Below are 25785 nucleotides of genomic sequence, written 5' to 3' on the forward strand. Positions count from 1 at the left end.
GGTATTCATGGACATTGCGGCAGGCGCCGCCAGGGGCACTCGAGCCAGCAGGTCGCGGAAAAACGCGCCGGGGGCCCTGTGAAGCCCCTCGGTCCGTCCGCGAGAAGTGTCGTATGGGCCGAATTCGGCCACATCATGTCCGAAGGGACATGTCGATTTCGGCCGGCCGGGACTTTCCAGCGACCTGCCAGTGGCAATCACTCGGCCGCGTACGTCGCCCGCGGGCCGCGGTGCCGAGCGTCGGGGTGAGCGCGCCGGCGACGATGCCGCTTGTCTGGCCGAGGCTGTTGCTGCTGTGCCGGCCTTGGATGGTAAATGTCCTGTTGGACATGTCCTATAGACAATGTCCTTTTAAAAATGTCGTGATGGACATGTCCTCTGGGGCTAATTTAGATACCTTGCTCGATTTGGGCGAACAGGGCGCGCCAGAGATCGTGCTCGCCGGTCAGCGTCCACGTCGACTCGTGGGAGATGTCGCGCTCGCCCTCGTACAGGCGAGGGGTGGCGATCACGCGGGTGTGACCGGGATCGACGCGGACGACCCGCAGGTCGTACTGGCGGTACAGCGGGGCCGTCATCGCGCCGCCGAGGCCGAGGCCCGCGCGCACGCCGGTCGGCCGGCGGGTGGTGGTGATCCGGCCCTGGGCGGCGTTGACGTGGTTGAGCTGGTAGCCGAGCGCCGGCAGGGCGTCACGCGCGGCGGCGAAGGTCGCGTCGTAGCTCGCGGCGAAGGTGCGGGTGCCGAACGACTGCTGCTGGCTCTCGGTGAGGTGGGCGCCGCGGCTGATGCAGCCGACGAGCACGACGGCGAGGAGCCACGGAGCGAGGCGCGAGAAGATCGACCGCTGCGGCACGCGGCGAGGATCTCACGGACGGCCGCTCGCTTGCGTGGCGCGGGTCACCTGGCTCGCGGGATGCGGGGTCGCGGGTCGTGATGGCGCGGATGCAGCGCCTCGCCTCGACCTCCCGTCGCTCGCCGCACCCGAGTTCCTGCTTCGAACCGTGGAGCAGCCTGCGTGACCGGGTAGCGAGCGGCTTCGCCATCGGGGCCGCGGGGTCGCTGCAAGAGCCGCGCGCCGAGGTCTTCTCGTGGCACGCGACGCGGCTGACCGACGACCTGGGCCCAACTGCTGGGCGGCGATGAAGCGCTCCGCCTCGACCACGCGCACGAAGGCGACACCGCCGGCTGCCTGTTCGACTCGTGCTCCTCGGACGGCTGGCGCTGGCTGACCGGCGTGCTCTTGAGGAGGTTGCGGTCGTCGGCGAGCATGCGTCGCGCCCGTGCCGCCGCGATCTCGTCGGTGGTCGTGCCGGGCTTCGGCCTCGTGCCTGGCTCAGCCGCCGGCGACGGCCGCGGTGAGGTTGTGCATCAGCTTGGCGAGGACGCGCTTTGTCTCGGTCTGGATGATCGCCTCGGGGACGGCGACGTTGGGCATCGTGCGGGTGCGGAACGTGACCGTCGTGCTGCCGGCGCCGGCGTCCTCGACCACCCATTCGTTCCAGTACTCGACGAAGTGGGCCGAGGCGACCAGGGTCTCTTTCCAGCCGCTCGCGGTCGGGCAGCGGCGGGTCTCGAGCTCGAAGGGCGAGAGCAGGCCGCGGGTCTTGAGCTTGACCCGCTCGCAGCTGCCGTCGGGCGTGGCCTTGGCCGACACCGTGAAGGGCGAGAGGCCGTGCGAGCGCTCGGCGCTGCCGAGGACCTCGCGCACGGCGGCGGGCGCGGCGGCGACGGTCACGCTGGCGACGACCTCGCCCTTGGGAGTGATCTTGGTGGAGACTTTCGGCGCGTCGGCGGCGGCGTCGGCGGTGGTCGCGGCCACGAGCGCGGCCGCGGCGACGGCGGACAGAGCCCAGCGAATGCTACCGGCGGGGAGGGTCGTCACGCGAGCGGCGGTCATCGAGCCCAAACTATAGCGCCGAATGATTATTCCGGGCGCGGGCCCTGTGGCCGAGATCGGCGGAGAGCGCGGATCTGCGCGGCCGGCGACCGCTGCGTGGATGGTGAGAGGCCCGTCGGCCGTGAGCGGGCTCGGGCGTCGGGGGCGGCAGCAGACTGCTCGCGGGGCCGCGATTGCGGCGAGCTGGAGGGTTCGCGGGTTCGATCGACGTCCGCGGGCGATCTCAGCCGGCGCCGGTCAAGCGCTGTCGGAGCGCGCGCAGCTGGTGCCGGCGCCACGCGTAGGCCTCGCCGGCCGCCGCGTACCAGCGGTCGGCCTCGTCCAGGTCGTGCAGCGCTTGAGCCTGCCACGGAGGGTCGAGCGGTTCGGCGATCGCCAGCTCGGCGTGGGCCACGCGGGCGCGCGCCAGCTGCTGGTCGCTGACGACGCTGCTGGTGGTGGCGGCGACCGCGACGAAGTCGTCGATCGCGCTCTGCAGGGCGGTGCGGGCGGCGGGGATGTCCCCGCGGGCGCGCAAGTGGAGGCCGAGGAGCAACTGCACGTCGGCCCGGCGCTCGCGCACCCACCAGGCGTCGCCGGCGAGCTCGGTCAGCAGGACGCCGCGCAGGCGGACGACCGCGTCGTCGTGGGCGCCGCGGACGAGGTCGAGGTGGGCCCGCAGGACGATGTCCTCGACCAGAGGGGAGCGCGGGTCGAGGAGGCCGAGGGTGCGGACGCGCAGGGCGGTGGCGGCCTCGTGGTCGCCGGCCTCGTCGGCGTGATGGGCCAGGTGAGCCAGGCAGCGGGCCCGCGCCGGCGAGGCGCCGGGCGAGAACCGCTCGAGCGCGTCGCACCCGGGCCGCAGCAGGGCGTGCGCGACCCGGGGGTCGAGGGTGTAGACGCTGACCAGCACCCGCAGCTCGATCGTCCGCGCGTGGGCCGGCCCGAGCTCGCGCTCGAGGATCGCCAGCGCCTCGCGCAGCGCCGCCTCGCGCGGACCGGGCTCCTCGATCAGCATGGCGAGGTTGGTCAGCGTGTACGCCACCTCGATCCGCGCCGGCCCGGGCGCGGCCTGCTGCAGCTGCAGCGCCTCGTCGAGCAGCCGGCGGGCCCGCTCGAGGTCGCCGGCCGAGCGGGCGAGCACCGCGGCGTTGTTGAGGAGGAGGCCGCGCAGGCGGTCGTGCGGCCCCAGGCGGTCGACCAGGGCCTCGGCGATCGGCAGCTCGACCAGCCCGCGCTCGGTGCCGCCGGCCTGGCGCCCGCGCACGAACACGAGCAGCGCGGCGGCCTCGGCGGCGATCTCGTCGGCGCCGGCGCGCACTGCGGTGACCTCGGCGAGCCGCAGGCGGATGGCGGCGTCGTCGGCGTCGTCGTGCAGGCGCAGCTCGCCGCGCCGCAGCAGGGCCTCGGCCAGGGTCGGCGGGTCGCCGATCGCCTCGGCCTCGCGCACCAGCTGATCGGCCAGCTCGAGCGCGGCCGTCGGGCGGGCCACGCGGTCGAGGGCGGCGACCTTGACCAGGCCGTCGCGCACGGCGGCGACGCGGGCGGCGGCCGCGGGGTCGGCGGGCGGCGGGACGGCGGCGTCGAGGGCGGCGACGTCGCTGCAGCGGCCCAGGGCCGGCAGGCCGCCGACCAGCTCGAGCGCGTGGAGGGAGACCTCGGGGTCGCGCTCGCCGAGCAGGGTGGCCGCCTCGGCGAGGGCGGCCTTGCGCCCGGACAGGCAGGCCATGCGGCGGTCGAACAAATGATCGGACTGTTCGCCGCGGCGGTGGGTCAGGCAGGCCTCGTGGTGCTGCGCGGCCCAGTCGGTCGCGTAGGTGTCGAGGGAGGCGGCCACGCGCGGCCACACCTCGGCGGCGAACGCCGGGCCGGCGGCGACGAAGTTGGCCTCCGCGGCCCGCCGCCGCGGCCCGTCCCACGCGGCGGCGATCTCGGCCGCGCCGCCGCTGCAGGGGTCGAGGCGGGCCTCGTGGGCCTTGAAGGCGAAGAAGCTGGCCGCCCCGGCGAGGCCGGCGAACGCCAGCAGGATCCGCTGGCGCTTCATCCACCGCTGGAACCGCTCGGCCAGGGTGTAGCTGTGGGCCGAGACCATGCGGCCGGCCTGGAAGCGGCGCAGGTCCTCGGCGAAGCCGGCGGCGGTGGGGTAGCGCAGCTCGGGGCGGGCCGCGGTGGCTCGCTGGGCGATCGCCGCCAGCTCGCGCGGGACCCCGGGCACCAGCTCGCGCAGGTCTTCGAGGTCGGCCGCCATCACCCGGGCCGCCAGCACCGGGCCGGTGGCCTCGGCGAACGGCGGGCGCCCGGCGAGCACGTGGTACAGCAGCGCGCCGAGGGAGTAGATGTCGCCGCGGGCGTCGACCGGCTCGCCGCGGGCCTGCTCGGGCGGCATGTAGCGCAGCGTGCCGACGATCGTCCCGACCTCGGTGAGGTCCTCGTCGAGGCGGCTGCGCTCGCCCGAGCGGGTGGTCTGATCGACCTCGGTGCTGTGGCGGCGCCGGGTGAGGTCCTTCGCCAGGCCCCAGTCGATGACCACGGTCTCGCCGAAGCGGCCGATGAGGACGTTGGCCGGCTTGAGGTCGCGGTGGATGACGTGCTGGTCGTGGGCGTAGGCGATCGCGTCGGCCACCGCGATCACGTGCTCGACCAGGCGCAGGCGCTCGCCGAGGTCGGGGGCCTGCTGGATCTTCGCGTCGAGGCTGGCGCCGTCGACCAGCTTCATGCAGTAGAACGGCTCGCCGGTGAGCCGCCGGCCGAGGTCGTACAGGGGGACGATGCTCGGGTGCTGCAGCCGGGCCGTGATCGCGGCCTCGCGGGCGAAGCGGCGCTGGGCGTCGGGGCTGTCGCGCATCAGCTCCTTGATCGCGACCACGCGGCCGAGGCGGCGATCGTGGGCGCGCCGGACCACGCCGAGGCCGCCGGCCGCGAACACCTCGCCGAACACGTAGCGGCTCTCGCCGGCGGGCGTCGCCTCGCTCGGCGGCCAGGGCTCGCGGCGGCGGCGGGGCACATCCAGAGTGGCGACGAGGGTCGGGTCGTGCGGCCAGGACGGGCGGCCGCGCCGGCGCGGCGTCTCCAGGGTGGCGACGAGGGTCGGGTCGTGCGGCCGGGGCGAGTGACCCGGGCAGGGCGTCTCCAGAGTCGCGACCAGGGTGGGGTCGCGCGGGCCGACGGCCGCGGGGCTCGGACGTTCGTCCGAGCGGGCAGTCTTTTGCGACATGTCCTCAGGGACAGGAGCTACGAATGACCGGTCACCCGGCACCGACTGCACGACGTGGGTAATGAGCAAGAACCCTGGCCTTGCAAGGTGCGTCGACGCCCGACGGATAATCTGACAGCGTTCCGGCGGGCGGACGTCGGCAGCGGCTCCGCGGGCTCGCGGCGGTTCACAGCGCGACCTGGAATTGCAGGCGGACCAGGTCGCCGGCCAGATCGACGGCGCCGCGGTCCCAGGTGCGGAACCAGTCGAGCTGCAGCTTCAGGTTGTGGCCGGCGAAGTAATAATTGAGGCCGCCGCCGAGCTCGTTGCGGTCCGGCATCGAGGTGACGCCGAGTCCGCGGATCCCGCTGGTCCGCAGGGCCGGCTCGAGGCCGGTCCGCGGGATGAGGAACGCGGCCTGGGCCATCCAGCCGTGGCCGTTGCGCGCGGCCTCGACGGGGATCGCGACACCCATGTCGTCGAGCGCGTGGCCGGGGTTGCGCCGGCCGTCGCGCCACAGGTAGGCGGCCTCGAGGCTGAAGCCGGCCCACTTGAACATCATGTCGGTGGTGAGGTTCTGATAGTTGGTGGTGCCGCCGTCGAGCGGCGGGCTGCCGAGGACGCCGCGGTTGTTGCGGGCGCGGTCGTTATAGGCGTAGGCGAAGCCGAGGCTGAGCCTCGGCTTGCGCAGGCGGGCCTGGTCGCTGGCCTCGTAGTCGTCGAACAGGCCGAACGGCAGGAAGTCGACGCGCGCGGTGTACATCAGGCCGGGGTCGCTGAAGCGGTTCTGGTCGCGACCGTCGCCCATGAAGACGCCGGCGTAGTAGCGCAGCTTGCCGAGGCCGCCGACGTCCTCGGAGCGGACGTCGAGGCCGATGTCGCGGTCGACGTTGAACTCGGCGTTGGCCAGCGAGCGGTCGATGAGCAGCGGGTTGATGTCGGCGATGTTGCGCTCGCGGGTGTACATGACCCGGTAGAGGCCGACGCGCAGGTTGGCGTCGCGCAGGCGGTCGAACACCACGTAGTTGTCGAGCAGCGGCCCCGAGCGCGCGACCCCGTCGACGAAGTTGAGCTCGCGCGGGGCCAGGGCCAGCTGCACGAAGTACTTGAGGTGCTTCGAGAACACGTTGCCGGACAGCACCAGGCGCAGGCGACGGATCTCGAACGCGTGGTCGTACGGCGCCCCGGCCTGGCGCCGGCCGCTGTACAGGAAGCCGGTCCGCAGGCTGAGCGACAGGGCGTAGCGGCCGTCCTTGCTCTTGACCTCGAGGCCCTTGCCCGGGGTGAACTTGAGCGGTCCGTCGCCCACCGGGGCCGGCGCCAGCAGCAGGTGCTCCCGCCTGGGCGGGTAGAAGCGGGCGGGGTCGGTCTGCGGAGGTTCGGGCGGGGTCGGCGCCGGCGCGAGCGCGGCGAACAGGAGCAGATGGAGCATGGGGGGCGCGCAGGGCGAGAGGTAGCGCAGGAGCGGCCAGGAGGGCCAGAGCGGAAAGTTCAGTATGCTGGAGAAGATCTACTATGGTAAACATCTCTCCGCCATGACGCTGTCTCGTCGCCGCTTCGTCGCCAGCCTCCCCGCCCTCGCCCTCGTGGGCGCGTGTCGCCCGCCCGACGAGAATACCGGGGCGCTGCGGCTCGGCTACTTCCCCAACATCACCCACGGGACGGCGCTGGTCGGGGTCGAGCGCGGGCTGTTCCGCGAGGCGCTGGCGGGCCAGGGCACCGCGCTCGAGACGTTCACCTTCAACGCCGGCCCGGCGGCCATCGAGGCGCTGCTGTCGGGGGCGCTCGACGCGACGTACGTCGGCCCCAACCCGGCCGTCAACGCCTACGTCAAGTCGAAGGGCGAGGTGAAGGTGATCGCCGGCGCGGCCACGGGCGGGGCGTTCTTCGTCGTCCGCCCCGAGGTCGCCGGCCCGGACGACCTGCGCGGCAAGAAGGTCAGCACGCCGCAGCTCGGCGGGACCCAGGACGTGGCCCTTCGGACATGGCTCTTCGGCCAGGGCTTCAAGATCGACGAGTTCGGCGGCGGCGACGTCAGCGTCACCCCGCAGGAGAACGCACAGACGCTCGAGAGCTTCCAGTCGGGCGAGATCGCCGGAGCTTGGGTCCCCGAGCCGTGGGCGACCCGCCTCATCCTCGAGGGCGGCGGCAAGGTCCTGGTCGACGAGCGCGACCTGTGGCCCGACCGCCGCTACACCACCACGGTCCTGCTGGCCCGCAAGGGCCAGCTAGAGGCCCGCCGAGCGACGATCCTGGCGCTGCTGCGCGGCCACGAGGCCGCCAACAAGTGGATCGCGGAGCACGCGAGCGAGGCCAAGGAGGTCGCCAACGCGGCGATCAAGAAGGTCACCGGGAAGGCCCTGGCCGCGGCCACCATCGACCGCGCGTGGCAGAACCTCGAGTTCACGTCGGACCCGGTGCAGTCGGCCCTGATCCGCAGCGCCGAGGACGCGCAGAAGCTCGGCTTCGTCAAGCTCGAGGGCGCCGACCTGCAGCAGCTGTTCGCCCCCGACCTGCTCACCGAGTCGGCCAAGACCTGACGGCGCGGTTTCGCGGAGCATTGCGGCGGCCCGCGCGCCGGTGCTAGACGTCCTCCCCATGCGTCAAGGCGTCCTCCTGCTCGTGTCGTCGCTCGTCGTCGCCTGCGGCCCGTCGCAATCGTACAAGGTGATCGACGTGCCCTACTGCAAGGTCCCCGAGGGGCAGCTGCGGGGCAGCTTCGCCGAGCAGCTCCGCTGGGTCTACAAGGCCGGCGACAGCTGGGGCGAGGGGCCGCTGTCCGGCGAGCGGGGGGGCCTCGGCCTCGGCGTCCTGGACTCGGCGCCCACCAGCGAGATGGTGCTGGCGATCCTTTCCTGCCCGGTGGGCGAGGCCGGCGACCCGACGCCGTCGCAGAACGGGGGCAAGGAGCTGACCGCGAGCAAGGTGCCCGAGGTGTGCCGCGGCCAGCAGACGGTCTACCACGGCACGCTCAAGGCGGTCGACGACGCGACGGCCAAGGAGCGCGGTTACGCGGGGGTGTTCCACTTCCCGGAGGTCCCGCTGACCTGCACCACGGGCACTCTGGCGCGCACGACCAGCGCCGAGATCGAGCCGGCCCCGAAGAAGTGACAGCGAGGGATCGCATCGAGTGATGCGATCGCCGGGGGCGCTCACCCGGGCCCGCGGCGCGGCAGGTGGACGCGGAAGGTCGAGCCGCGGCCGGGGGCGCTGTCGACGTCGACGGTGCCGCCGTGGGCCTGGACCAGCTGCAGCAGCACGTGGAGGCCGAGGCCGACCCCGGGGATGGCGTCGCGCGACAGGCCCACGCGCGAGAAGGGCTCGAAGATCCGCCGCACCTCGGCCTCGCTCATGCCGACGCCGTGATCGCGGACGGCGACGGTGGCGACGTCCTCCGTGGCGCTGACTGCGATCTCGACCGGGCCGCCCTCGGGCGAGTACTTGACCGCGTTGCTGATCAGGTTGACGACGATCTGGGTCACCCGCAGCGGATCGCAGCGGAGCTCGACCGGCCCGGCCGGCGCGTCGACGGCCAGCTGGTGGCGCGGATAGCCGTCGAACAGCGCCGCCGACTCGCGCACCAGCTCGCGCAGGTCGCAGTCGACCGGCCGCAGCTCGAGCCTGCCGGCCTCGATGCGGGCGATGTCGAGGAAGTCGCCGACCATGCGCTCGAGGTGGGTGGTCTGCCGCGCGACGATGTCGAGGGTGCGGCGCGCGCGGCTGGCAGACTCGGGGTCGCGGGCCTGCGAGGCGAGGGCCAGGCGCAGCGCGGCGAGCGGGTTCTTGAGGTCGTGGGCGACGCCGCCGAGGAAGGTCATCTGCGCGGCGCGCTGGGCCGCGAGCGTGTCGGCCATGGCGTTGAAGCGGCCGGCGATCTCGCGCAGCTCGTACGGGCCGACCTCGGCGGCGCGGGCGTCCCGGCGGCCGCGGGCGAACGCCTCCATGGTGGCGGCCAGGCCGATCAGCGGCTGGAACGCGCGCGCGCGCAGCCACCAGGCCAGAAGGCCCGCCGCGAGCAGCAGGAAGGCGCCGGCGGCCAGGCCGATGATGTTGGCGAGCCTGTCCCAATGGTCAGCCTGCTCGCGGGCGGCCAGCGACTGGGCGACGTTGACGGCGACGAACCGATCGGTGGCGTCGAGCGCGGCGGCCCGCAGGCGCGTCAGCTCGCCGGGGGCGACGAGCTGGTCGCGGCCGGCGTTGAGGTACAGATCGATGCGCGCGGCCGCCTCGACCAAAGTCGCGGCCTCGTGCGAGGTGGTGACGTGGTGCCCGGCCTCCTGCAACAGCTCGCGCAGGTCGCCGCGCAGGTGGCGAGCGGTCAGGTCGTCCGGACCGACGTGCGCCAGCAGGTCGAGGGTGAGCTCGATCTCCCGCGTCAGCCGCACGCTCTCCACCGAGGCCGCCAGGCTGTCATTGGTCTGATGAATGTAATTCGTCAGCAGCACCAGCGCCGCCGAGACCGCCAGCGCGACGAGGATGAGCACGACCGTGACGGCCCACGAGAGCGTGCGCAGGCGGATGCCCCGGCCCGTCGACATGGCGAGCTGAGGATGAAGGCGCAGCGCGGTCGGGCGCCGCGCACGGCGGCTTGTGGGGTACGAGGGCCGTGCAGCGGCCGCTGGCGGGCCCGCAGCGGGCGGTGGCGCGGGCGGCGACGAACTCGTGGCGGGAAGGCTCCGAGGAGCGGATGACATGGCTGAAAGGACATCCTCGCCGACGGGGCGCGCAGGCCCGTCATCCCTCCGCCGTCAGCTTCACGTCGTCCTCCCGCAGGAGCGTTCGCGTGCGAGCCGATCGAGCGGCGTCTCGACCAAGCGCTGCGGAGTGAAGCCGCGGCGATCGATGCGTGATACGCTGCGGTAGCGCATGTCGAAGCGTCCCTCGAAGAAAGTGCCGGGTGAGTTCGGCGAAACTTTTTTAAAGTGGCTGGGCGCCGCGACCGAGGAAGCGTGGAGGCACATCGAGGAGCCGACGCTCGCGGACTTTGAGCGGAACGGCGCGGGCGGCTGCGACTTTCGCCGCGGGACGCGGTGGTCGGGCGGGCTGTCCGACGCCGAGCTGCGGGAGATCGAGGCGCGGTTCGACGTCCGCTTTCCCGCCGCGCATCGCCTGTTCCTGCAGGTGCTCCACGCGACCGAGCCGTGGATGTACTGCGCGGGGTTCGCCGACGACGACCGCATGGTCGCGGACCCATCGCCCGGCTTCTATCACTGGCAGCGCGACGAGGCGGTGATCCGCGCGGTGTTCGCCCAGGTGATCGATGGGCTGGTCTTCGATGTCGAGGAGAACACGCTGTGGCGCGACAGCTGGGGCCCGCGGCCCGGCGACGAGGAGCAGCGCCGCGCCCGCGTGGAGGCGCTGGTGGCCGGCGCGCCGCGGCTGCTGCCGCTCTTCGGCCATCGCTACGTGCTCGCCGAAGGCCCGACGGTGGTGCTGTCGGTGCATCAGAGCGACATCATCGTCTACGGCGTGGACCTCCGCGATTACCTCCTTCACGAGCTGCACGACCTGATCGACGTCAAGTACGTGCCGCCCCGGACGCGCGTCGGCACCTCCGCGATTCCGTTCTGGGGCGAGCTGATCGGGTGACGCAGCTCGGGCCGCGACGGGCGAGCATTCTGTCGTTCACGTCCTGGCCGTCCGCCCGGGTCGAGATTTGGTGGTTCATGAAAACATGTCCTTCGAGACATTCGACTGCAAGCTGCTAATCTTCGATCAACTCGGCCACGTATCGGTGCGCCTCGATCCGTCGTCGCGCTTCGTCCGCCCGGTGGCGCAGGGCCGGGGGAGCTCCGCGAGGACCTCGTACGGCGCGGCTTTCAAGTACAGGGAGTGCCAGGAGCTCCTGCTGCCTCGCTCGTCCGTCTCGGGCCAGAGCGGCGCGAGGACCTCGGCGGTGTGAGAGACAGAGATCGGCAGCAAGGAGATCGGGCCCGGCTCCTCGTCGTCTCGACATTCATCGAGCTCGAGCTCGGGGCGAAGCACGATTCGGTGGGTGTGCAGAATCACCGCGAACCACAGCGCGCCGCGGAGGCGAGCTCGGTGACGCCGACATCCCGGAGAACTTTTGTATAGAGCTCGTTCTGATTCACGCGACTGCCGCGGGTCGATTCAGACCTCGATTTGCGCCGAGACTCAAAGAAGGGTGCCGCAGGACCAGGGTCGGCGCAAGGGCGGCGACCGGCTGCGGCGGGCTTGCGCGCGCGATCGCGTCCGCGTACCTTCATCCGCGATGTCCGAGCGTCCTGCCAATATCGTCAATGTCGCCGATGTCGCCGAGCAGGGGTCGGCGGGCATCGCCCCGTGGAAGCCGCTCACGCCCGCGCTGTCGCGGCCCGGGGCGCTCGGCCTCAATCTGACGCGGCTGCCCAAGGGGCACACCGCCTGCCCGTTCCATTACCACCTGCGCGAGGACGAGGTGTTCTACATCCTCTCGGGCCGCGGGGTGCTGCGCTACGGCGACGCGCTGCACGACGTCGGCGCGGGCGACTGCATCTCGTGCCCGGCGGGCACGGGCGTGGCCCACCAGCTCGCCAATCCGTACGACGAAGATCTGGTGTACCTGGCGATCGGGCCCAACGATCCGCACGAGGTCTGCGTCTACCCCGACAGCGGCAAGGTCATGGTCCGCGGGCTCAAGCAGGTCGGCTACCTCCGCCAGGCGGCTTACATGGACGGCGAGCCCGAGCCGCCGAAGATCTTCGAGCTGATCGCGGCGCACGAACAAGAGCCGTAGGTGCGGCGGGCTCGAGCGCGCATGGCCGATCGGGTATGTGCATTTCAGGTGAGATGACTCCGGCGTGGCGGGCGCCGGAGTTGCGCATGTTCGATCGGACATGTCCCTCGCAGCGGCGCGGTCGTCGGCGGCCGGGGCATCGCGAGCGCGGCGGCCGGGCGAGCGGCCTCGCCGGCGCCGGGCGCCGCGCCGGCAGGCTCGGCGCGGCGGAGATCGATCCCGCCGCGTTCGGACCCGCGGATCTGCCGCTGCCCTCGATCTGACGGGCTCTACAGGAATCGACGGTGTCGAGGCGAGCGGGCGGCCCATCTTGCCGAACTGTCGTCGGGCGCGCTGGTTGCCGGTGTCGGGGGTTGGCCCACGCTTGCCGATCGAGGAGTCCACACATGCGCCACCTGACCTCGTCCGCGCTCGCGCTGTCGCTATTGTCGTGCCTGGGGCCGCTCGCCTGTTTTTCCTCGTCCAGCGGCGACGTGGGGGCGGCGATCGCGAGCCTGGAGCCGCTCGCGCATAGCGGGGTGCGGGGGACCGTGCAGTTCACCCGGGTCATGGGCAATCGTCTGCGGGTGCGCGCGATGATCCAGGGCCTCACGCCCGGACTGCATGGGTTCCACATTCACGAATTCGGCGACTGTTCGGCGGCCGACGGCAGCAGCGCCGGGCCGCATTTCAACCCCGAGAACAAGCGCCACGGCGGGCCGGAGGGGCCCGAGCACCACCTCGGCGACCTGGGGAACGTCATGGCCGACGCCGGGGGGCGGGCCGCGATTGCGATGGGGACCGACGCGGTCACGCTCGACACCGGGCCGCGCGGGATCCTCGGCCGCTCGGTGGTGGTGCACGCCGATCAGGACGACCTGATGACCGATCCGTCCGGCAACTCCGGGGGGCGGCTGGCGTGTGGGGTCATTCGCGCGCTGTCGGGGACGACGCTGCCGATCCTTCCGTAGTCGCAAGGTCGGACCGCGAGCCGGCGCGTAACCTTGCGACGTGGTCGTGACAATCGCGGCCGAAAAATTGCCGCGGCTCCGCCGGGCTGATGCACGCCCTTGATACGCTGCGTGCATGGCATTCCGGCGGAGCGCGCGCGCGTGCATCTTCCTCGGCGGATACGTCCTCTCTGCGGCCTGTCACGCGGAGATGCCGCCGGAGCTCGCCAACGCCGGGGACGTGCCCTGCGGCAACGGTGAGCCCCGGGCGTGGGTGATGGCCCCCGACCACGAGGCGCTGAGCGCCCGTCTCGAGGCGGCCGGCTTCACCGTCGACCCGCTGCCGCTCGACCGGTCGCCCTGGGGCCTCGACGGTCTGATCGTGCTCGGCTCGGGCGCCAGCGAGCTGCCCGAATACGCCGAGTACATGCAGAGCTACGCCGACGACCTGTACTTCTTCGTCGACGAGGCCAACGTCGTGCTCGAGCTGGCGCAGTCGACCGACGCCGAGGCGGTGCCGCCGTTCTTGCCGACGACCCACACTGCGCGGCGCGGGGCGGCCAGGCTGGTCGAGCTCGAGGTGCTGGACCCCGACCATCCGCTGCTCGCGGACATCGAGATCGACGGCGGCCGGCTGGCCTGGCGCGGCGAGCTCGGGCGCGACGCGTTCGTCGAGCAGGGCGGCTTCGAGGTGGTGCTGGCGGGCGCGGGCGACGGCTCGAACGCGGCGCTGCTCGAGGGCGCGTACGGGCAGGGGCGGATCGTCCTGGCGAGCCTGCCGCTCGACGCGCCGCCCGGCTCGGACCTGCAGCAGGAGGCGTTCATCACCCACTTCTTCGCCAACCTGTCCGCCCACGTCGAGGGCGTGTGCGTGCGCCAGACGACGCCGATCAAGCCGACCCCGCCGCCGCAGTCGCTGCCGTTCACCGCCGGCTCGACGGTGTTCGCGGTGCTGCCCGACACCCAGGTCTACTCGCTGCGCTACCCCGGGGTGTTCGACGCCCAGACGTCGTGGATCGCCCGCAACGCCGAGGCGCTGAACATCGCCTACGCGTTCCACCTCGGCGACATCGTCAACAACAACACCGAGCTCGAGTGGCGGCGCGCCAGCGGCTCGATGAGCCTCCTCGACGGGATCGTGCCGTACGGGATCGTGCCCGGCAACCACGACTACGGCCCGTCGGGCGACGCGTCGACCCGCGACACCAAGATGAACGAATGGTTCGACTTCGACGACGCCGCGCTGAACCCCAGCTTCGGCGGCGCCTACGAGCAGGGCAAGCTCGACAACACCTATCATTTGTTCTCGGCCGGCGGCCACGACTGGATCGCAGTCATGCTCGAGTGGGGTCCGCGCGACGCGGTGATCGACTGGGCCAACTCGGTGATGGAGCAGCACCCCGACCGCCTCGGGATCTTCATCACCCACGCGTACCTCAACAACAACGACCGCCGCTACGACCACAAGGACACCTCTTTCCCGCAGGACTTCAACCCGCACGAGTACGACACGCCCGGCGGGGTCAACGACGGCGAGGAGCTGTGGCAGAAGCTGATCCGCCGCCACCGCTTCGTGTTCACCCTCAACGGCCACGTGCTCGGCGACGGCACCGGCTACCTCGAGAGCATCACCGACCGCGGCAACGTGGTGCACCAGATGCTGGCCAACTATCAGATGCGCGAGCTCGGCGGCGAGGGCTACCTGCGCCTGCTCGAGCTGCTGCCCGACGGCAAGACGATGCACGTGCGCAGCTACTCGCCGCTGTTCGACCGCTACCTGCTCGGCAGCGATCAGCAGTACACGATCGAGCTCGACGTCGAGTGATGACTCGCGCCCCGGCGCGAGCGCTCGCAGGCCCCGGCCTTACCCACGCGGCCGGCGCCTGGCCCCGAGCGCAACCGCCCGCGGTTTTTGTCTACGCTGCCGGGGCATGCGTACGATTCCGCTCTTGACTGCCTCTGCGCTGGCGATGACGGCCGCGCCCGCGCTCGCGGCCGACGACCTGGTGATCGTCGAGACGGTGCTCGACCGGCCGACGGTGGTGACTCTCGGCGTGCAGGTGCTCATCAGCGACGACGACGACCGCGACGCGGCGATCGACCTGCGCTACCGGGTGATGGGCGCGGCCGACTGGCAGGTGGGGGCGCCGCTTTATCGCGTGCGGCCCGAGGTCGTGAACATGCAGGTGCCGCAGCAGTTCGCGGGCAGCGTGTTCGACCTGCGGCCGGACACCACCTACGAGCTCGAGCTGCACGCGCACGACCCCGACGGCCTCGACGAGACGTGGACGGTGACCGCGACCACGCGGCCGGTGCCCGGCGACCCGGCCGCGCCCAACGTCATTCCGGTCGGCGACGCCGGCGAGCTCGGCGACGCCCTCGGCGCGGCCGAGCCCGGCGACGTCATCGAGCTGGCCGAAGGGACATATCATGGCACCTGGTCGATCGACAGCAGCGGCACCGCCGAGGACCCGATCGTCGTCCGCGGCGCCAGCACCGCCGGCACGATCCTCGACGGCGAGGGCGCCGGCGGCAACATCCTCGAGGTCTACGGCAGCCACGTCCACGTCGAGCGCATGACGATCCGCAACGCCAACCGGGCGATCCGCTTCCAGACCGCCGGCGCCGAGGGCAACGTGGTCCGCCGCGTCCACGTCGAGGAGGTGAACCTCGGCATCGGCGCGCGCGAGGACCAGCTCGACTTCTACCTCTGCGACAACACCCTGGTCGGCCCGCTGTCGTGGCCCAACGTCTACTCCGACGACGGCGGCGTCAACGCCAACGTCGACGGCATCGTCGTCCAGGGCTTCGGCCACGTCGTCTGTCACAACGAGCTTACCGGCTGGGGCGACGTGATCAAGACGGCGCAGGACGGCGCGCGGGCGATCGACATCTACGGCAACATCACCCGCTCGGCCTACGACAACGCGATCGAGCTCGACGGCTCGACGGGCAACACCCGGGCGATGCGCAACCTGCTGCTCAACTCGTACGCGCCGCTCAGCTTCCAGCCGATCTTCGGCGGCCCGGCGTACGCGATCCGCAACGTCGTCGTCAACGTCAAGGACGAGCAGACCAAGCTGCACGCCAACAGCGACACCGGCGAGACCGTCGGCGCGGTCATCCTCCACAACACCTTCGTCAGCCCGAACCGCGCCAACCAGGTCCAGACCACCGACACCGCCCGCGACTTCCGGCTGCTCAACAACCTCTACGTCACCCGCGCCGAGCCGGAGAGCGGCGAGACGGTGCTGCTCGGCATGCCGATCGACAACGCGGTGATCGACTACAACGGCTACTGGCCCGACGGCGAGTTCCGCTTCGAGGGCGCCGGCGACTGGCCCGACTTCGCGGCGATGCAGGCCGCGGGGGTGTTCGAGGCCCACGGCACGCTGCTCACCGAGGACATCTTCGCCAGCGGCTACGTCGCGCCCGCCAGCTACATGCCGGTCGTCGACGAGGTCGACGTGAGCCTGTCCCAAAGTTCACTCGCGGTCGACGCCGGCGCGCCGCTGACCGGCTTCGGCGGCTTCCTCGGCGCCGCGCCCGACCTCGGCGCGCTCGAGGCCGGCTGCGAGGCGCCGCACTACGGCCCGCGCCCCGAGGGCGTCGACGAGGCCACGCCGCCGCCGGCCTGCGGTGATTCGGGCGGCGACACGAGCGGCGAGACGACCGACGGGGACACGACCGACGGCCCCGACACGACGGCGGGCCCGACGAGCGACGGCCCGACGACCGGTAGCGATCCCACCGGCGGACCCGACCCGACCGGCGGGGACTCGGGACCGACCACGAGCCCGACCTCGGGCGACGACGCGACCGGCGGCGACGCGACCGGCGGGGCTGTGACAGAGAGCGGCTCGGACAGCGATTCGGCGGGCTCGGACGGCGCGAACGAGGGTTGCGGCTGCCGTGGGACCGAGTCCCCGCCGGCCTTCATGCTGCTGGCGCTGCTCGCATTCGCGCGTCGTCGCCGGCGATGAGCGGCGATGCAACGACCGCCCATGTTCGGTATCGTCCCGGCGACCATGTCCGACAGCTACTACAAGATCATCGACGGTAAGAAGTTCGACAAGCAGATGCTCGAGATCGCCGAGGAGACCACCGCCGGCAAGGGCGACGGCCGGATCTCGCTCGCCGACGCGCAGCGCCTGATCGGCGCCGTCACCGACGGCGGCAAGTACACCGACATCGAGAAGGAGACGATGGCGTACATCCGCGAGAACTACAAGTGGACCGACGAGGCCGACTCGTGGTTCCGCGAGGAGATCCGCCGCTTCGCGGCCCGAGCCTGATCCGCTTCACGCGATCGACGATGACGCGGGCGCCGGACCCCGGCCCGCGTCATCGTTTTTTTAAGGCCTGCGCACGGCCTGAAACGCCCAGTCGACGGCGGATGGGTCGGGGGCAGGAGTGTGGAGAGGATCGCTGCGCAGCCGGCCGTCGCGGTCGCGCTCGCCGAGTTTGACGACGAACCCCGCGAGCGCGTCGACCTGCGCGGCGAGCCGCAGCTGGACCTGCACCGGAGCGACTCGCTGGTCGTGCGGACCGCCGAGGAGAATGGCCCGACCTCGCAGACGAATCCTCCAGGGATCGAGCACCCGGTACTGCGGGCACAGGACCCCGTCGAGCGCGAGGTACGGGGGCCAATCATGACAGTCGGCGAGGAGCTCGGGGAGCAGGTATTCCAGGCCGTCCAGGAGCTCCTGCAGCGCGGGCGAATGGGGGTACTCGCCGGGACCAGGGTTCGCGGCGAGCAGGCGCCGCAGGGCGCGGGCGGTGTGCTGCTCGGCGCGCGAGGTCATGTCAGTTGTAGATGAAGGCGTCGTCGCCGTCGGTGACTGTGATGACGAGGAGGGTGTCGGCCTTGACGGCCGGGTCGAGCCCCGCGTACGCGGTCAGCAGGCTCTCCTTGTGCATGGGTCCATAGGCGACGACGCTCAGGATCTGCTTGACCCACTTGTCCTCGGGGGCGACGTTGGCGCTGCTGACGAGGATGTCGGACAGCTTGCCCTCGAGGATCGTCTCGGCCTGGGCGACCGTCCACGGCGCGTCCTTGGGGAAGCCGACCGCCCGCACGACGCTGACCCCGATCTTGAGCCCGTCGATCTCGGCCAGGAAGTCGGTCTTCTTGCCCATCGGGTTGGTGTAGACGATCGTCCCCTCGGTCTTGAGCAGCGCGGCCGCCTCGCAGCGCGCGAGCACCTCGTAGGCGACGATCTCCGAGTACAGCGAGCCGGGGTTGAGGTTGCCCTCGTCGTAGAGCTGCTGGCCGCCGGGGGTCAGCAGGTCGTAGTCGTAGCCGAGCACGCCGAAGTCGATCGCGCCGGTGAACACGAACGGGTCCGGTGATTCGAGCTCCATCAGGTCGATGAGCCCACAATCGCCGGAGAGCACGCCGAGCCCGTCCGCATCGCCGGTGGTGGTGTCGCCGGTCGACGTGGTGGTGGTCGAGGTGTCGTCGGTGGTCGAACCGCTCGAGGTGTCGCCGGTCGAGGTCGACGTCGACGTGGTGGTGGTCGAGAGGTCGTCGGTGGTGAGGTCGCCGGTGGTGGTGGTGGTGCTCGTCGGGCCGACGCCGGTGTCGGTGGGCTCGCCGGTCGAGGTCGTCGTGTCGGTCGAGGTCGAGGTCGTCGGATCGGTCGAGGTCGAGGGCGACGTCGAGGTCGTGTCCTGCGTCGTGTTCGAGCTGGGGTCTGCGGTCGTCGTCGACTCGGTGGTCGTGGCTCCGCTGCCGCCGCCGCAGGCCAGGACGAGCGCCACGAACGACAGGGGGAGCAGGCGGGCGAGCGCGGGGGCGGGCATCGCGGGCGACAGTATCAGGAGCGCCGGCGGCCGCGCGGAGGTGAACGGGGTCGTGCGATCTCGCACCCGAAATCGACGGCGACCGTGGCGAACCGGCGAACGAATCGACCGGCTCGGGCATACCTGGCGACGAGGATGGCCGAGGTCCCGGACGAAGAGCTCGTGGTCGCGCTGCGCGGCGGGGAGCTGGCGGCCTTCGACCACCTCTATGTTCGCTACGAGCGGCGCCTCTACGGCTACATCCGCCGGATCGTCGGCGAGTCCGCAGTCGCCGACGACCTGTTCCAGGACATCTTTTTGAAGGTGCTGCGCGATCGCAGCTACGACCCCACGCGCGGGCGGTTCGCGCCGTGGCTGTTCGCGGTGGCCCGCAACGCCTGCCTCATGGCCCAGCGCAGCGAACGCAGCCACGCCGAGTTGCGCGAGCGGGCCGAGGCCCAGCTGCGGCCGGCCGCGGCGGCCCAGCCCGACGCGCGCCTCGGCGACGCCGCCCGCGTGCAGGCGGCCATGGCCGCGCTGCCCGAGGCGCAGCGCCAGCTCATCCTGCTCAAGCAGCTCGGCGAGCTCAGCTACCGCGAGATCGCCGGCCTCATGGGGGTCGCCGAGGGGACCATCAAATCGCGGCTGCACGCCGCCACCCAGGCGTTCCGCCGCCTGCTGACCGACGGAGGCTCCGCCGATGAATTGTGAAGAGTGCGACGCGTCGCTGATCGACTACGCCTACGACGAGCTGGCGCCCGAGCCGCGCCGCGCGGTGACGCGGCACCTGGCCGATTGTGCAGGTTGCGCCGTGGCCTACTGCCGCCTGCGCGCCGACCTCGACGGGGCGCTGCAGGCCGCCCACGAGGCGCCGCCGGTCGCGGTGCGCCAGCGCCTGCGCGCCGAGGTCGAACGCGAATTCCGCCCGAGCTGGTGGCGGCGCGGCCTGGCGCTGGTGCGCCGCCCGGTGCCGGCCTACGCGCTGGTGGCGGCGCTGGCGATCCCGGCGGCGCTGTGGCTGGTGCGCGAGTCGGGGCGCGACGACCCGGCGGCGGCGACTTCGCCGCGGGTCCGCGGATACGACGCCGCCGCGCCGCCGCTGATCCACCGGCCGATCCTCTGATGATCGCTGATTTCTCGAGCCCGATCTCGTTGTGAACACCTGACCCTGGAGACATGTAAAATGCGCAAGACGCTCTCGCTGCTCACCCTGGCCCTGTTCGCCTGCGACCCCGCGACTGACGACGCCGCCGCGGCGAACGAGGAGGCCAACGTCGACGTGCCGGTGCTGGCGGAGGCCCCGACTTCGGCGCCGGCGGAGGCGAAGACGCCGGCGAAGCACCGGACCGAGGCGATGCCCGACGCGGAGAAGGCGTTCGCCAGGGCGCGTCAGCTGATCGCCGAGCACTACGTCGATACGTCGATCGAGCCGGCCGTCCTCTACACCGGCGCCGTCGAGGGCATGCTGGCGCGGCTCGGGCAGCCCGCGGCCTACCCGATCAACGAGCTGATGTCGCCGCGCGAGTTGTCCGAGCTGCTGCACGACACCGGCGGGACGATCGTCGGCGTCGGCGTGATGATCGAGCAGGTCGCCGGGATCCTGGTCATCCGCGACGTCATCTCCGGCGGGCCGGCGGCGACGGCGGGGCTGCAGCGCGGCGACCGGATCCTCGAGATCGACGGCGTGCGCGTGAAGGGCAAGCCGATGGTCGAGATCGTCGACAAGATCCGCGGCGTCGCCGGGACCGGCGTCGATATGTTCGTCCAGCGCGACACCGAGGAGTGGCACGAGAAGCTGGTGCGCCAGACCGTGGCGATCTCGAACGTCGAGTCGAAGCTCCTCGGCGACAAGCTCGGCTACCTGCGCCTGCGCGGGTTCGCCGAGACGACGCCGGCCGAGTTCGACGCCGCCGTCGCGGCGCTGCAGACCCAGGGCGCCGAGGCGCTGGTGCTCGACCTGCGCGCGTGCCCGGGCGGCCTGCTCGACGCGGCGATCGCGGTCACCGGCTCGCTGCTGCGCGACGGCCAGGCGATCGTGACCACGACCGGGCGCGACGAGCCGGGCAAGGCCGCGGTGGCGAAGGGCGACGGGCGCTGGAAGGACCTGCCGCTGGTGGCGCTGATCGGCCCCGATACGGCCTCGGGCGCGGAGATCCTGGCCGACGCGCTGGCGACCCACAAGCGCGCGACGCTGATCGGCGCGCCGACGTTCGGCAAGGGCACGATCGAGAGCATCCACGAGCTCGGCAACGGCTGGGCGATCAAGCTCAGCACCGGCCGCTTCGTCGGCGCCGGCGGCGAGCCGCTGCCCGGCCGCGGGGTCAAGCCCCACCTGCCGGTGCCCGTCGCCGCCGACGCCCAGCCCGATCCGCTCGAGGCGGTGCCCGCCGAGGCCGACGCGGCCCTGGCGGTGGCGAAGACCTGGCTCGAAGACCAGGCGAACTGAGGCTGTCCTACTGAACATGTCGTGAAGATCATGCTCGAGAGGGCATGCTCTTTTCGCCATGTTCCATGATTCAGGTACGACTCGCCGGCGGTCGCTCGCGGCCGAGCGGCGCTGGCGGGTCGGATCGAGGAGCTACTCGCTGGCGCTCTCGCGGGCGAGCGCGTGGAGCTCGGGGCGGGCGCGGACGACGTCGCCGACGAGCAGCGGCATCTCGCTCTCGGCGAGCGCCCGGTCGATCGCGTCGCGGGCCTGCGCGGGGTCGCCGGCCGCGGCGGCGAGCGACGCGAGGTCGAGCCACAGCAGCCAGCGCTCCGCGGCTTGCGGCGTGTCCGGGGCGAGGTCGGCGGCGAGGCTCAGCGCGCGCTCGAGATCGGCGCGGGCGTGCGTCGGTTCGCCGGCCCGCAGGTACGCGCGGGCGCGCCAGGTCAGCAGGTCGCAGGCGCGGGCGCGGCTGTCGGGCGGCTGGGCCGGGCGCAGCCACGGCTCGGCGTCGAAGCTGCCGAGCACGGCGAGGAGCGCGTCTCGGGCCCGCGGGTCGGCGAGGTGGTTGAGGGCGGTGTTGCGCCACAGCGCGTGGTTGGCCGCGAGGTAGCGCTCCGGGTCGAGCTCGCGCAGCAACGGGCCGAGCAGCTCGGGCTGCGCGCGCAGGGAGGTCCGCAGCGCCGGCTCGACGGGTCCGGGGGCGGCGAGCAGCGCCGCGAGCAGCGTGCGCGCCTCGGCGACGCGACCGACCTGCAGCAGCGCGTGGGCCCGCCAGACCTGCTCGGGCGGCGCGAGCGGGCCGAGCTGCTCGAAGCTCGCCAGCGCCTCGACCGGGTCGCCGCGGACGAGCGCGCTCGTCAGGCTCGCGCGCGCCGGGTCGGCCGGCGCTTCGTCCACGGCCTCGAAGCCGCGCAGGGTCACGCGGTGCACCTCGCCGGTCAGCCACGACGACTCCTCGTTGTGCGTGCGCAGGACCAGGCGATGGCGGCCCGCGGGCAGGAGCTCGCCCGCCAGTGGTTCGCGCAGGGTGCGGGAGGTGCCGTCGGGGAGCGTCAGCTCGCACGCGACCTCGCCGAGGGCCGGGATCACCGACACACGCATGGTCAGGCGGGTGCTGACTGCCGTGCTGCGCGGCGCGAGCGGAGGCTGCTGGAAGTCGCTCAGGCGCCGATCGCCGAGGCCGCACATGAACACCCGCGCGACCTCGACGCCGCCGCGGCTGGTGCCCATCGTGTGCGCGCCGAGCCACACCGTCGGCGTGCCGGTCGCCGCGTCGTCCTCCGGGACCAGCGCGATCTCGAGGCCGCTGCCCCACTCGGTCTCGTGGACGGTGAGGTCGGCGGCGAGCTCGATCATCTCGCCCTTCCATGCGACCGGCAGCCGCGCGAGCGAGCCTTCGGTGTCGGTGGCGATCGCCAGGCTGCGCGCGCCGGGGCGGTGGCGCAGGCCGAGCGGTTGGTCGAGGGTCCACGCGGGGGCGAGCGGGCGGTCGAAGTCGAGGTCGACGCGCTCGCGGCCGACGGCGACGAGCGGGGCCCAGCGCTGCGCCAGCGCCCGGCGGACGTCGCCGCCCTGCGCGGGCAGGCGCTGCAGCTCAGCCAGGGTCTGCTGCGCGCCCTCATAGTCGCCGAGGCGCAGCTGGGTCCGCATCGCCCCCTGCAGCGCGTCGGCGGCGAGCTCGGGCGACTGGGCGGCGTTGCTGTACAGCGCCAGGGCCTCGCGTTCGCGGCCGGAGCGCTCGCGCAGCACCGCGGCGGTGTAGTACGCGGCGGCGCGCGAGCCGGGCCGCGAGGCGCGGGGGCCGAGGTCGGCGAATTCGCTGGCCGCGTCGTCGCGCAGGCCGAGGCCCTGCAGGGTCTTGGCGTGGCGCCACGTGCGGTTCCAGGCCGGGTCGTCGAGCCCCGGCTCGTCCGGCGGGGCGGGCGGGTCGGGGAGCGGCGCGAGCGTCTCGTCGCCGGCGCCGACGACCCACAACCGCGTGCCGCCCCCCGACTCGGCGACGTTGGCGATCAGCTCGTCGGCGGGGTCGTCGTCGAGCTGGGCGAACGCGAGGACCTGCAGCGCGCCGAGCAGCACCGGCGTGAACTCGCCGTCCTCCTCTTGCAGGTACAACAGGGTGTGCGTGCGGCCGTCTCGCGCGAACTCGAGGGCGATGTCGTCGCGGCCGTCGCCGTTGGCGTCGCCGACCTTCGGCGGCCACGAGTCGAAGCGGAAGGCCCCGGCCGGCAGCGGGTGCGCGAGCTGGTCGCGCCGGACCAGGCGGTCACCCTCCTGGGCGTAGATGTACACGCCGGCGGGGTCGCCGTACGGGCGGTCGGGCGGGAACACCAGAGCGCTGGCGTCGGCGTGCGCGTTGTGGGCGACCATCCGCGGCGCGCCGCCTGGGCCGCGCAGCGGCGTGATGCCGAGGACCATGCCGAGCTTGTCGCGGGCGACGGTCCGCAGCGTCTGCGTCGCGCCATCGAGCCGGAGCAGGCGGACGTCGTAGGCGCGCCAGCTGCTGAAGCTCGCCGCGAGCTCGAGCCGACCGTCGCCGTCGAGGTCGACCGGGGCGAGCCCGCTCGGGATCGATTCGAGGGTGTCGGTGGCAGAGTAGACGACGCGGCGCTCCCACCGGCCGTCGGCCCCCGGGGTCAGCGTGATCAGCTCGCGCCCGGCACCTGTCCCGAGGTACAGCTCGCGGACGCCGTCGCCGTCGAGGTCGGCGGCGGTCATGGCGGTGGGGATGTTGTCTTCCCAGGTCAGCAAGGGCACAAGGCCGTCCGGGTCGGCGCGGTAGAGCGTGGTGGGATCATCGCTGGCGCGGCTGCGGCCGACGGCGAACAGCGGCTCGCCCGGGGCGACCTGGAGCGTCTTGGTGCCCGCCGGGGCCGGCAGGGCGCGCAGCGGCGGCAGACCGGGGGCGCGCGCGGCGATGTGGATAACCTGGGGGTCGTCGTGCAGCGACGTCAGCACCACGCGCTCGGCCTCGACGTACACGCGCTCGACGTCGCGGTAGGTCGTCGCGCTGGCGCCGACGAGCGCGCCGGCCAAAGCACGCACGCTGGCCGGCCCGCCGTGGGTCAGCTCGGCGCGCGCGGCCGCGAAGTCGCGCCGGCCCAACGCGACGTCGCGGCGCAGCGGCGCGAGCTCCGGCGCGGCGCCCGGGTGCTCGCGGTCGAGCTGGCGGAACAGGCTGGCGAGCGCGTCCCACTCGAGCCGCGCGCGGAACAGCTGCGCCAGGCCGACGAGCGCCGCGAGCTGCTCGTCGGGCGCGACTGCCCGCACGTAGGCGGACGCGAAGGCGGTGCGCGCGGCGTCGCCGTCGCCGTCGTCGCGCCGGCGCACCGCCTCGTGCAGCCACGCCCGCGCGAGCGCCGGGGTGCCGTCGTGGCGCGGGTCGGCGACGAACGCCTCGAACGCGCGCGCGGTCGCGGCCGAATCACCGGCGGCCCGCGCCTCGGCGATCCGCGCCTCGGTCGCCGCCAGCGAGCGATCGGCGGCCTGCTCGACCTCGCGGCGCAGCCACTGCTCGCGCAGCTCGACCGCCAGCAGCACGAACAGCACCGACGCGAGCGCGCTGGCGAGGGCGAGGCCGGCGACGCGGAGCCGCTGGCGTCGCGCCGCCAGCGGGTCGCTGGCGAGGCGGTCGAGCAGCTCGCCCATCGTCGGGAAGCGGTCCTCGGGGCGCCGCGACAGGCCGCGGCGGAGCACCGCCCACAGCCACGGCGGCACGCGTTCGCCCGGCTCGCGCAGGGCGCCGGCGAGGACCGCCTGGTGCAGCTCGGCGAAGCTGTCGCCGGCGAACGGCCGCGCGTCGCACAGCGCCTCGTAGAGCGCGGCGCAGAAGCTGAACTGGTCGGAGCGCGGGTCGGCGAGGCGGTCGGCGAATTGCTCGGGGGACATGTACGCCGGCGTCCCGAGGATCACGCCGGCCGCGGTCAGCCGCACCTGGGTGCCGCGCAGGTCGGTGGTGTCGTCGGGCGTGGGCTCGTCGTCGAGGTCGCCCCAGGTGACCAGGCCGAAGTCGACCACCCGCGCGCGGCCGTCGTCGCCGACCAGCACGTTCTCGGGCTTGAAGTCGCGGTGGACCAGGCCCTGCGCGTGCGCGGCGGCGAGGCCACGACCTGACTGGACATACATGTCCAAAAGTTCACGCTGCGATCCGCCGCCGGCCCGCCAGCGGGCCGTCCACGCGCGCAGGGTGCTGCCCGCCACGTACTCCATGGCGATGAAGATCCGCCCGGCCGACGCGCTGACCTCGAACAGCTGGACGACGTTGGGGTGGGACAGCTGGGCCAGCGCCTTGGCCTCGTGGAGGATCCGCCCGTGGGCGTTGCTGCCGCGCGAGTCGGTGCGGACGCGCTTGATCGCCACGCGGCGGTCGAGCAGCTCGTCGTAGGCGACGTAGACGACGCCCATCCCGCCCTCGCCGAGCACGCGCAGCAGCCGGTAGCGCCCCAGCCGATCCTCGGGCGCGTCGGCCTCGGCGGTGCGGACCCGATCCAGCCGGGTGTGCCGCGCCAGGTCGTCGTGCGTCGCCTCGAGGGTCTCCGCCGGCGTCGACGAGGGCGGCGGCGACGACACGCCGGCCCCGCTCTGTTCGACGGTGATCGCGGTCGCCCTGGCGCTCCGCGCCTGCGTCTCGGAGACCGACACGCCGCCAGTATGCCAGCCTCGGTTGTGGTTCTCGGACGACATCGTACCTCTTCATCCCGGGTAAAATCCGATGGCACTTCGGCGCGATCCCTCGGCCAGCGACCTCTGCCGCAGGCGCGTGCCGTCGCCAGGCCGCCGCGACGTCGCGGCACCCATCGTGTCCATCTCGACTGCGCCGCCGGGCGGCGCTGGTTGCGAAT

20 protein-coding genes are annotated in these 25785 nt (G+C 72.7%); 12 read left to right on the top strand and 8 right to left on the bottom strand.

All coding sequences use genetic code 11. The annotated features are described in order from the left end of the window. Positions 1-389: 389 nt before the first annotated feature. The 4 genes from O0S08_RS07420 to O0S08_RS07435 all read right to left on the bottom strand — a co-directional run bounded on the left by O0S08_RS07420 (position 390) and on the right by O0S08_RS07435 (position 6502). On the bottom strand, positions 390-854 hold the full coding sequence (locus O0S08_RS07420; protein WP_269038321.1) for a hypothetical protein: 465 nt from the start codon (positions 852-854) through the stop codon (positions 390-392). Positions 855-1334: 480 nt separating this feature from the next. Further along, positions 1335-1898 carry an SRPBCC family protein gene (locus tag O0S08_RS07425; protein ID WP_269038322.1) on the bottom strand — a complete coding sequence of 188 codons (564 nt, stop codon included), beginning with the start codon at positions 1896-1898 and terminating at the stop codon, positions 1335-1337. Positions 1899-2121: 223 nt separating this feature from the next. Next, a complete protein-coding gene (locus tag O0S08_RS07430) occupies positions 2122-5091 on the bottom strand; it encodes a serine/threonine-protein kinase (protein ID WP_269038323.1) in 2970 nt (989 codons plus the stop codon). Positions 5092-5257: 166 nt separating this feature from the next. After that, positions 5258-6502, bottom strand: a complete 1245-nt coding sequence (locus tag O0S08_RS07435) for a porin (protein WP_269038324.1) — start codon at positions 6500-6502, stop codon at positions 5258-5260. A 103-nt stretch (positions 6503-6605) separates the two neighbouring features. On the opposite strand from O0S08_RS07435, the gene O0S08_RS07440 reads away from it, so the two are divergent. Both O0S08_RS07440 and O0S08_RS07445 read left to right on the top strand, forming a co-directional pair. Beyond that, on the top strand, positions 6606-7610 hold the full coding sequence (locus O0S08_RS07440; protein ID WP_269038325.1) for an ABC transporter substrate-binding protein: 1005 nt from the start codon (positions 6606-6608) through the stop codon (positions 7608-7610). 58 nt (positions 7611-7668) lie between these two features. Beyond that, positions 7669-8181 (top strand): hypothetical protein, encoded by a 513-nt coding sequence (locus O0S08_RS07445; RefSeq protein WP_269038326.1) that lies wholly within the window; start codon positions 7669-7671, stop codon positions 8179-8181. A gap of 41 nt (positions 8182-8222) precedes the next feature. Here the strand turns inward: O0S08_RS07445 and O0S08_RS07450 are convergent, their stop codons facing one another. Then, entirely contained in the window at positions 8223-9608 is a 1386-nt protein-coding gene (locus O0S08_RS07450; RefSeq protein WP_269038327.1) for a sensor histidine kinase, read from the bottom strand. Positions 9609-9936: 328 nt separating this feature from the next. On the opposite strand from O0S08_RS07450, the gene O0S08_RS07455 reads away from it, so the two are divergent. The 7 genes from O0S08_RS07455 to O0S08_RS07485 all read left to right on the top strand — a co-directional run bounded on the left by O0S08_RS07455 (position 9937) and on the right by O0S08_RS07485 (position 17030). Then, the gene (locus tag O0S08_RS07455; RefSeq protein ID WP_269038328.1) at positions 9937-10659 is read left to right on the top strand and encodes a hypothetical protein; all 723 of its coding nucleotides are present in this window, start codon (positions 9937-9939) and stop codon (positions 10657-10659) included. Positions 10660-10744: 85 nt separating this feature from the next. Continuing rightward, the gene (locus O0S08_RS07460) at positions 10745-10972 is read left to right on the top strand and encodes a hypothetical protein (RefSeq protein WP_269038329.1); all 228 of its coding nucleotides are present in this window, start codon (positions 10745-10747) and stop codon (positions 10970-10972) included. Positions 10973-11302: 330 nt separating this feature from the next. Continuing rightward, complete coding sequence (locus O0S08_RS07465; protein ID WP_269038330.1) at positions 11303-11806, top strand: cupin domain-containing protein; 504 nt, start codon at positions 11303-11305, stop codon at positions 11804-11806. Positions 11807-12192: 386 nt separating this feature from the next. Continuing rightward, positions 12193-12756 carry a superoxide dismutase family protein gene (locus O0S08_RS07470; protein ID WP_269038331.1) on the top strand — a complete coding sequence of 188 codons (564 nt, stop codon included), beginning with the start codon at positions 12193-12195 and terminating at the stop codon, positions 12754-12756. 115 nt (positions 12757-12871) lie between these two features. Next, complete coding sequence (locus O0S08_RS07475; RefSeq protein WP_269038332.1) at positions 12872-14560, top strand: metallophosphoesterase; 1689 nt, start codon at positions 12872-12874, stop codon at positions 14558-14560. A gap of 106 nt (positions 14561-14666) precedes the next feature. Next, positions 14667-16718, top strand: coding sequence for an MYXO-CTERM sorting domain-containing protein (locus O0S08_RS07480; RefSeq protein ID WP_269038333.1), 2052 nt, complete (start codon positions 14667-14669; stop codon positions 16716-16718). 6 nt (positions 16719-16724) lie between these two features. Then, positions 16725-17030 carry a hypothetical protein gene (locus O0S08_RS07485; RefSeq protein ID WP_269038334.1) on the top strand — a complete coding sequence of 102 codons (306 nt, stop codon included), beginning with the start codon at positions 16725-16727 and terminating at the stop codon, positions 17028-17030. A gap of 60 nt (positions 17031-17090) precedes the next feature. Here the strand turns inward: O0S08_RS07485 and O0S08_RS07490 are convergent, their stop codons facing one another. Continuing rightward, positions 17091-17540, bottom strand: coding sequence for a hypothetical protein (locus tag O0S08_RS07490; RefSeq protein ID WP_269038335.1), 450 nt, complete (start codon positions 17538-17540; stop codon positions 17091-17093). 1 nt (position 17541) lies between these two features. Then, entirely contained in the window at positions 17542-18540 is a 999-nt protein-coding gene (locus O0S08_RS07495; RefSeq protein ID WP_269038336.1) for a hypothetical protein, read from the bottom strand. A gap of 135 nt (positions 18541-18675) precedes the next feature. Between O0S08_RS07495 and O0S08_RS07500 the strand changes: the two genes are divergently transcribed. Genes O0S08_RS07500 through O0S08_RS07510 form a run of 3 tightly spaced genes read left to right on the top strand, consistent with a single transcriptional unit; the run spans position 18676 to position 20965 of the window. Further along, the gene (locus tag O0S08_RS07500; RefSeq protein WP_269038337.1) at positions 18676-19230 is read left to right on the top strand and encodes an RNA polymerase sigma factor; all 555 of its coding nucleotides are present in this window, start codon (positions 18676-18678) and stop codon (positions 19228-19230) included. After that, positions 19220-19642, top strand: coding sequence for an anti-sigma factor family protein (locus O0S08_RS07505; protein ID WP_269038338.1), 423 nt, complete (start codon positions 19220-19222; stop codon positions 19640-19642). Before O0S08_RS07500 ends, O0S08_RS07505 begins: the two co-directional genes overlap by 11 nt. 60 nt (positions 19643-19702) lie before the next feature. Beyond that, the gene (locus O0S08_RS07510; protein ID WP_269038339.1) at positions 19703-20965 is read left to right on the top strand and encodes a S41 family peptidase; all 1263 of its coding nucleotides are present in this window, start codon (positions 19703-19705) and stop codon (positions 20963-20965) included. Positions 20966-21097: 132 nt separating this feature from the next. Here O0S08_RS07510 and O0S08_RS07515 read toward each other — a convergent pair whose 3' ends face one another. Then, the gene (locus O0S08_RS07515) at positions 21098-25585 is read right to left on the bottom strand and encodes a protein kinase domain-containing protein (protein ID WP_269038340.1); all 4488 of its coding nucleotides are present in this window, start codon (positions 25583-25585) and stop codon (positions 21098-21100) included. Between the last annotated feature and the right edge of the window lie 200 nt (positions 25586-25785).

The organism is Nannocystis punicea, assembly GCF_026965555.1.
Taxonomy (GTDB): Bacteria; Myxococcota_A; Polyangia; order Nannocystales; family Nannocystaceae; genus Nannocystis; species Nannocystis punicea.

Coding starts and splice junctions, on each gene's coding strand:
- O0S08_RS07440 (WP_269038325.1), top strand. CDS start 6,606: ATGACGCTGTCTCGTCGCCGCTTCGTCGCCAGCCTCCCCGCCCTCGCC.
- O0S08_RS07510 (WP_269038339.1), top strand. CDS start 19,703: ATGCGCAAGACGCTCTCGCTGCTCACCCTGGCCCTGTTCGCCTGCGAC.
- O0S08_RS07435 (WP_269038324.1), bottom strand. CDS start 6,502: ATGCTCCATCTGCTCCTGTTCGCCGCGCTCGCGCCGGCGCCGACCCCG.
- O0S08_RS07485 (WP_269038334.1), top strand. CDS start 16,725: ATGCAACGACCGCCCATGTTCGGTATCGTCCCGGCGACCATGTCCGAC.
- O0S08_RS07460 (WP_269038329.1), top strand. CDS start 10,745: ATGTCCTTCGAGACATTCGACTGCAAGCTGCTAATCTTCGATCAACTC.
- O0S08_RS07470 (WP_269038331.1), top strand. CDS start 12,193: ATGCGCCACCTGACCTCGTCCGCGCTCGCGCTGTCGCTATTGTCGTGC.
- O0S08_RS07465 (WP_269038330.1), top strand. CDS start 11,303: ATGTCCGAGCGTCCTGCCAATATCGTCAATGTCGCCGATGTCGCCGAG.
- O0S08_RS07495 (WP_269038336.1), bottom strand. CDS start 18,540: ATGCCCGCCCCCGCGCTCGCCCGCCTGCTCCCCCTGTCGTTCGTGGCG.
- O0S08_RS07430 (WP_269038323.1), bottom strand. CDS start 5,091: ATGTCGCAAAAGACTGCCCGCTCGGACGAACGTCCGAGCCCCGCGGCC.
- O0S08_RS07475 (WP_269038332.1), top strand. CDS start 12,872: ATGGCATTCCGGCGGAGCGCGCGCGCGTGCATCTTCCTCGGCGGATAC.
- O0S08_RS07445 (WP_269038326.1), top strand. CDS start 7,669: ATGCGTCAAGGCGTCCTCCTGCTCGTGTCGTCGCTCGTCGTCGCCTGC.
- O0S08_RS07505 (WP_269038338.1), top strand. CDS start 19,220: ATGAATTGTGAAGAGTGCGACGCGTCGCTGATCGACTACGCCTACGAC.
- O0S08_RS07490 (WP_269038335.1), bottom strand. CDS start 17,540: ATGACCTCGCGCGCCGAGCAGCACACCGCCCGCGCCCTGCGGCGCCTG.
- O0S08_RS07500 (WP_269038337.1), top strand. CDS start 18,676: ATGGCCGAGGTCCCGGACGAAGAGCTCGTGGTCGCGCTGCGCGGCGGG.
- O0S08_RS07480 (WP_269038333.1), top strand. CDS start 14,667: ATGCGTACGATTCCGCTCTTGACTGCCTCTGCGCTGGCGATGACGGCC.
- O0S08_RS07455 (WP_269038328.1), top strand. CDS start 9,937: ATGTCGAAGCGTCCCTCGAAGAAAGTGCCGGGTGAGTTCGGCGAAACT.
- O0S08_RS07425 (WP_269038322.1), bottom strand. CDS start 1,898: ATGACCGCCGCTCGCGTGACGACCCTCCCCGCCGGTAGCATTCGCTGG.
- O0S08_RS07450 (WP_269038327.1), bottom strand. CDS start 9,608: ATGTCGACGGGCCGGGGCATCCGCCTGCGCACGCTCTCGTGGGCCGTC.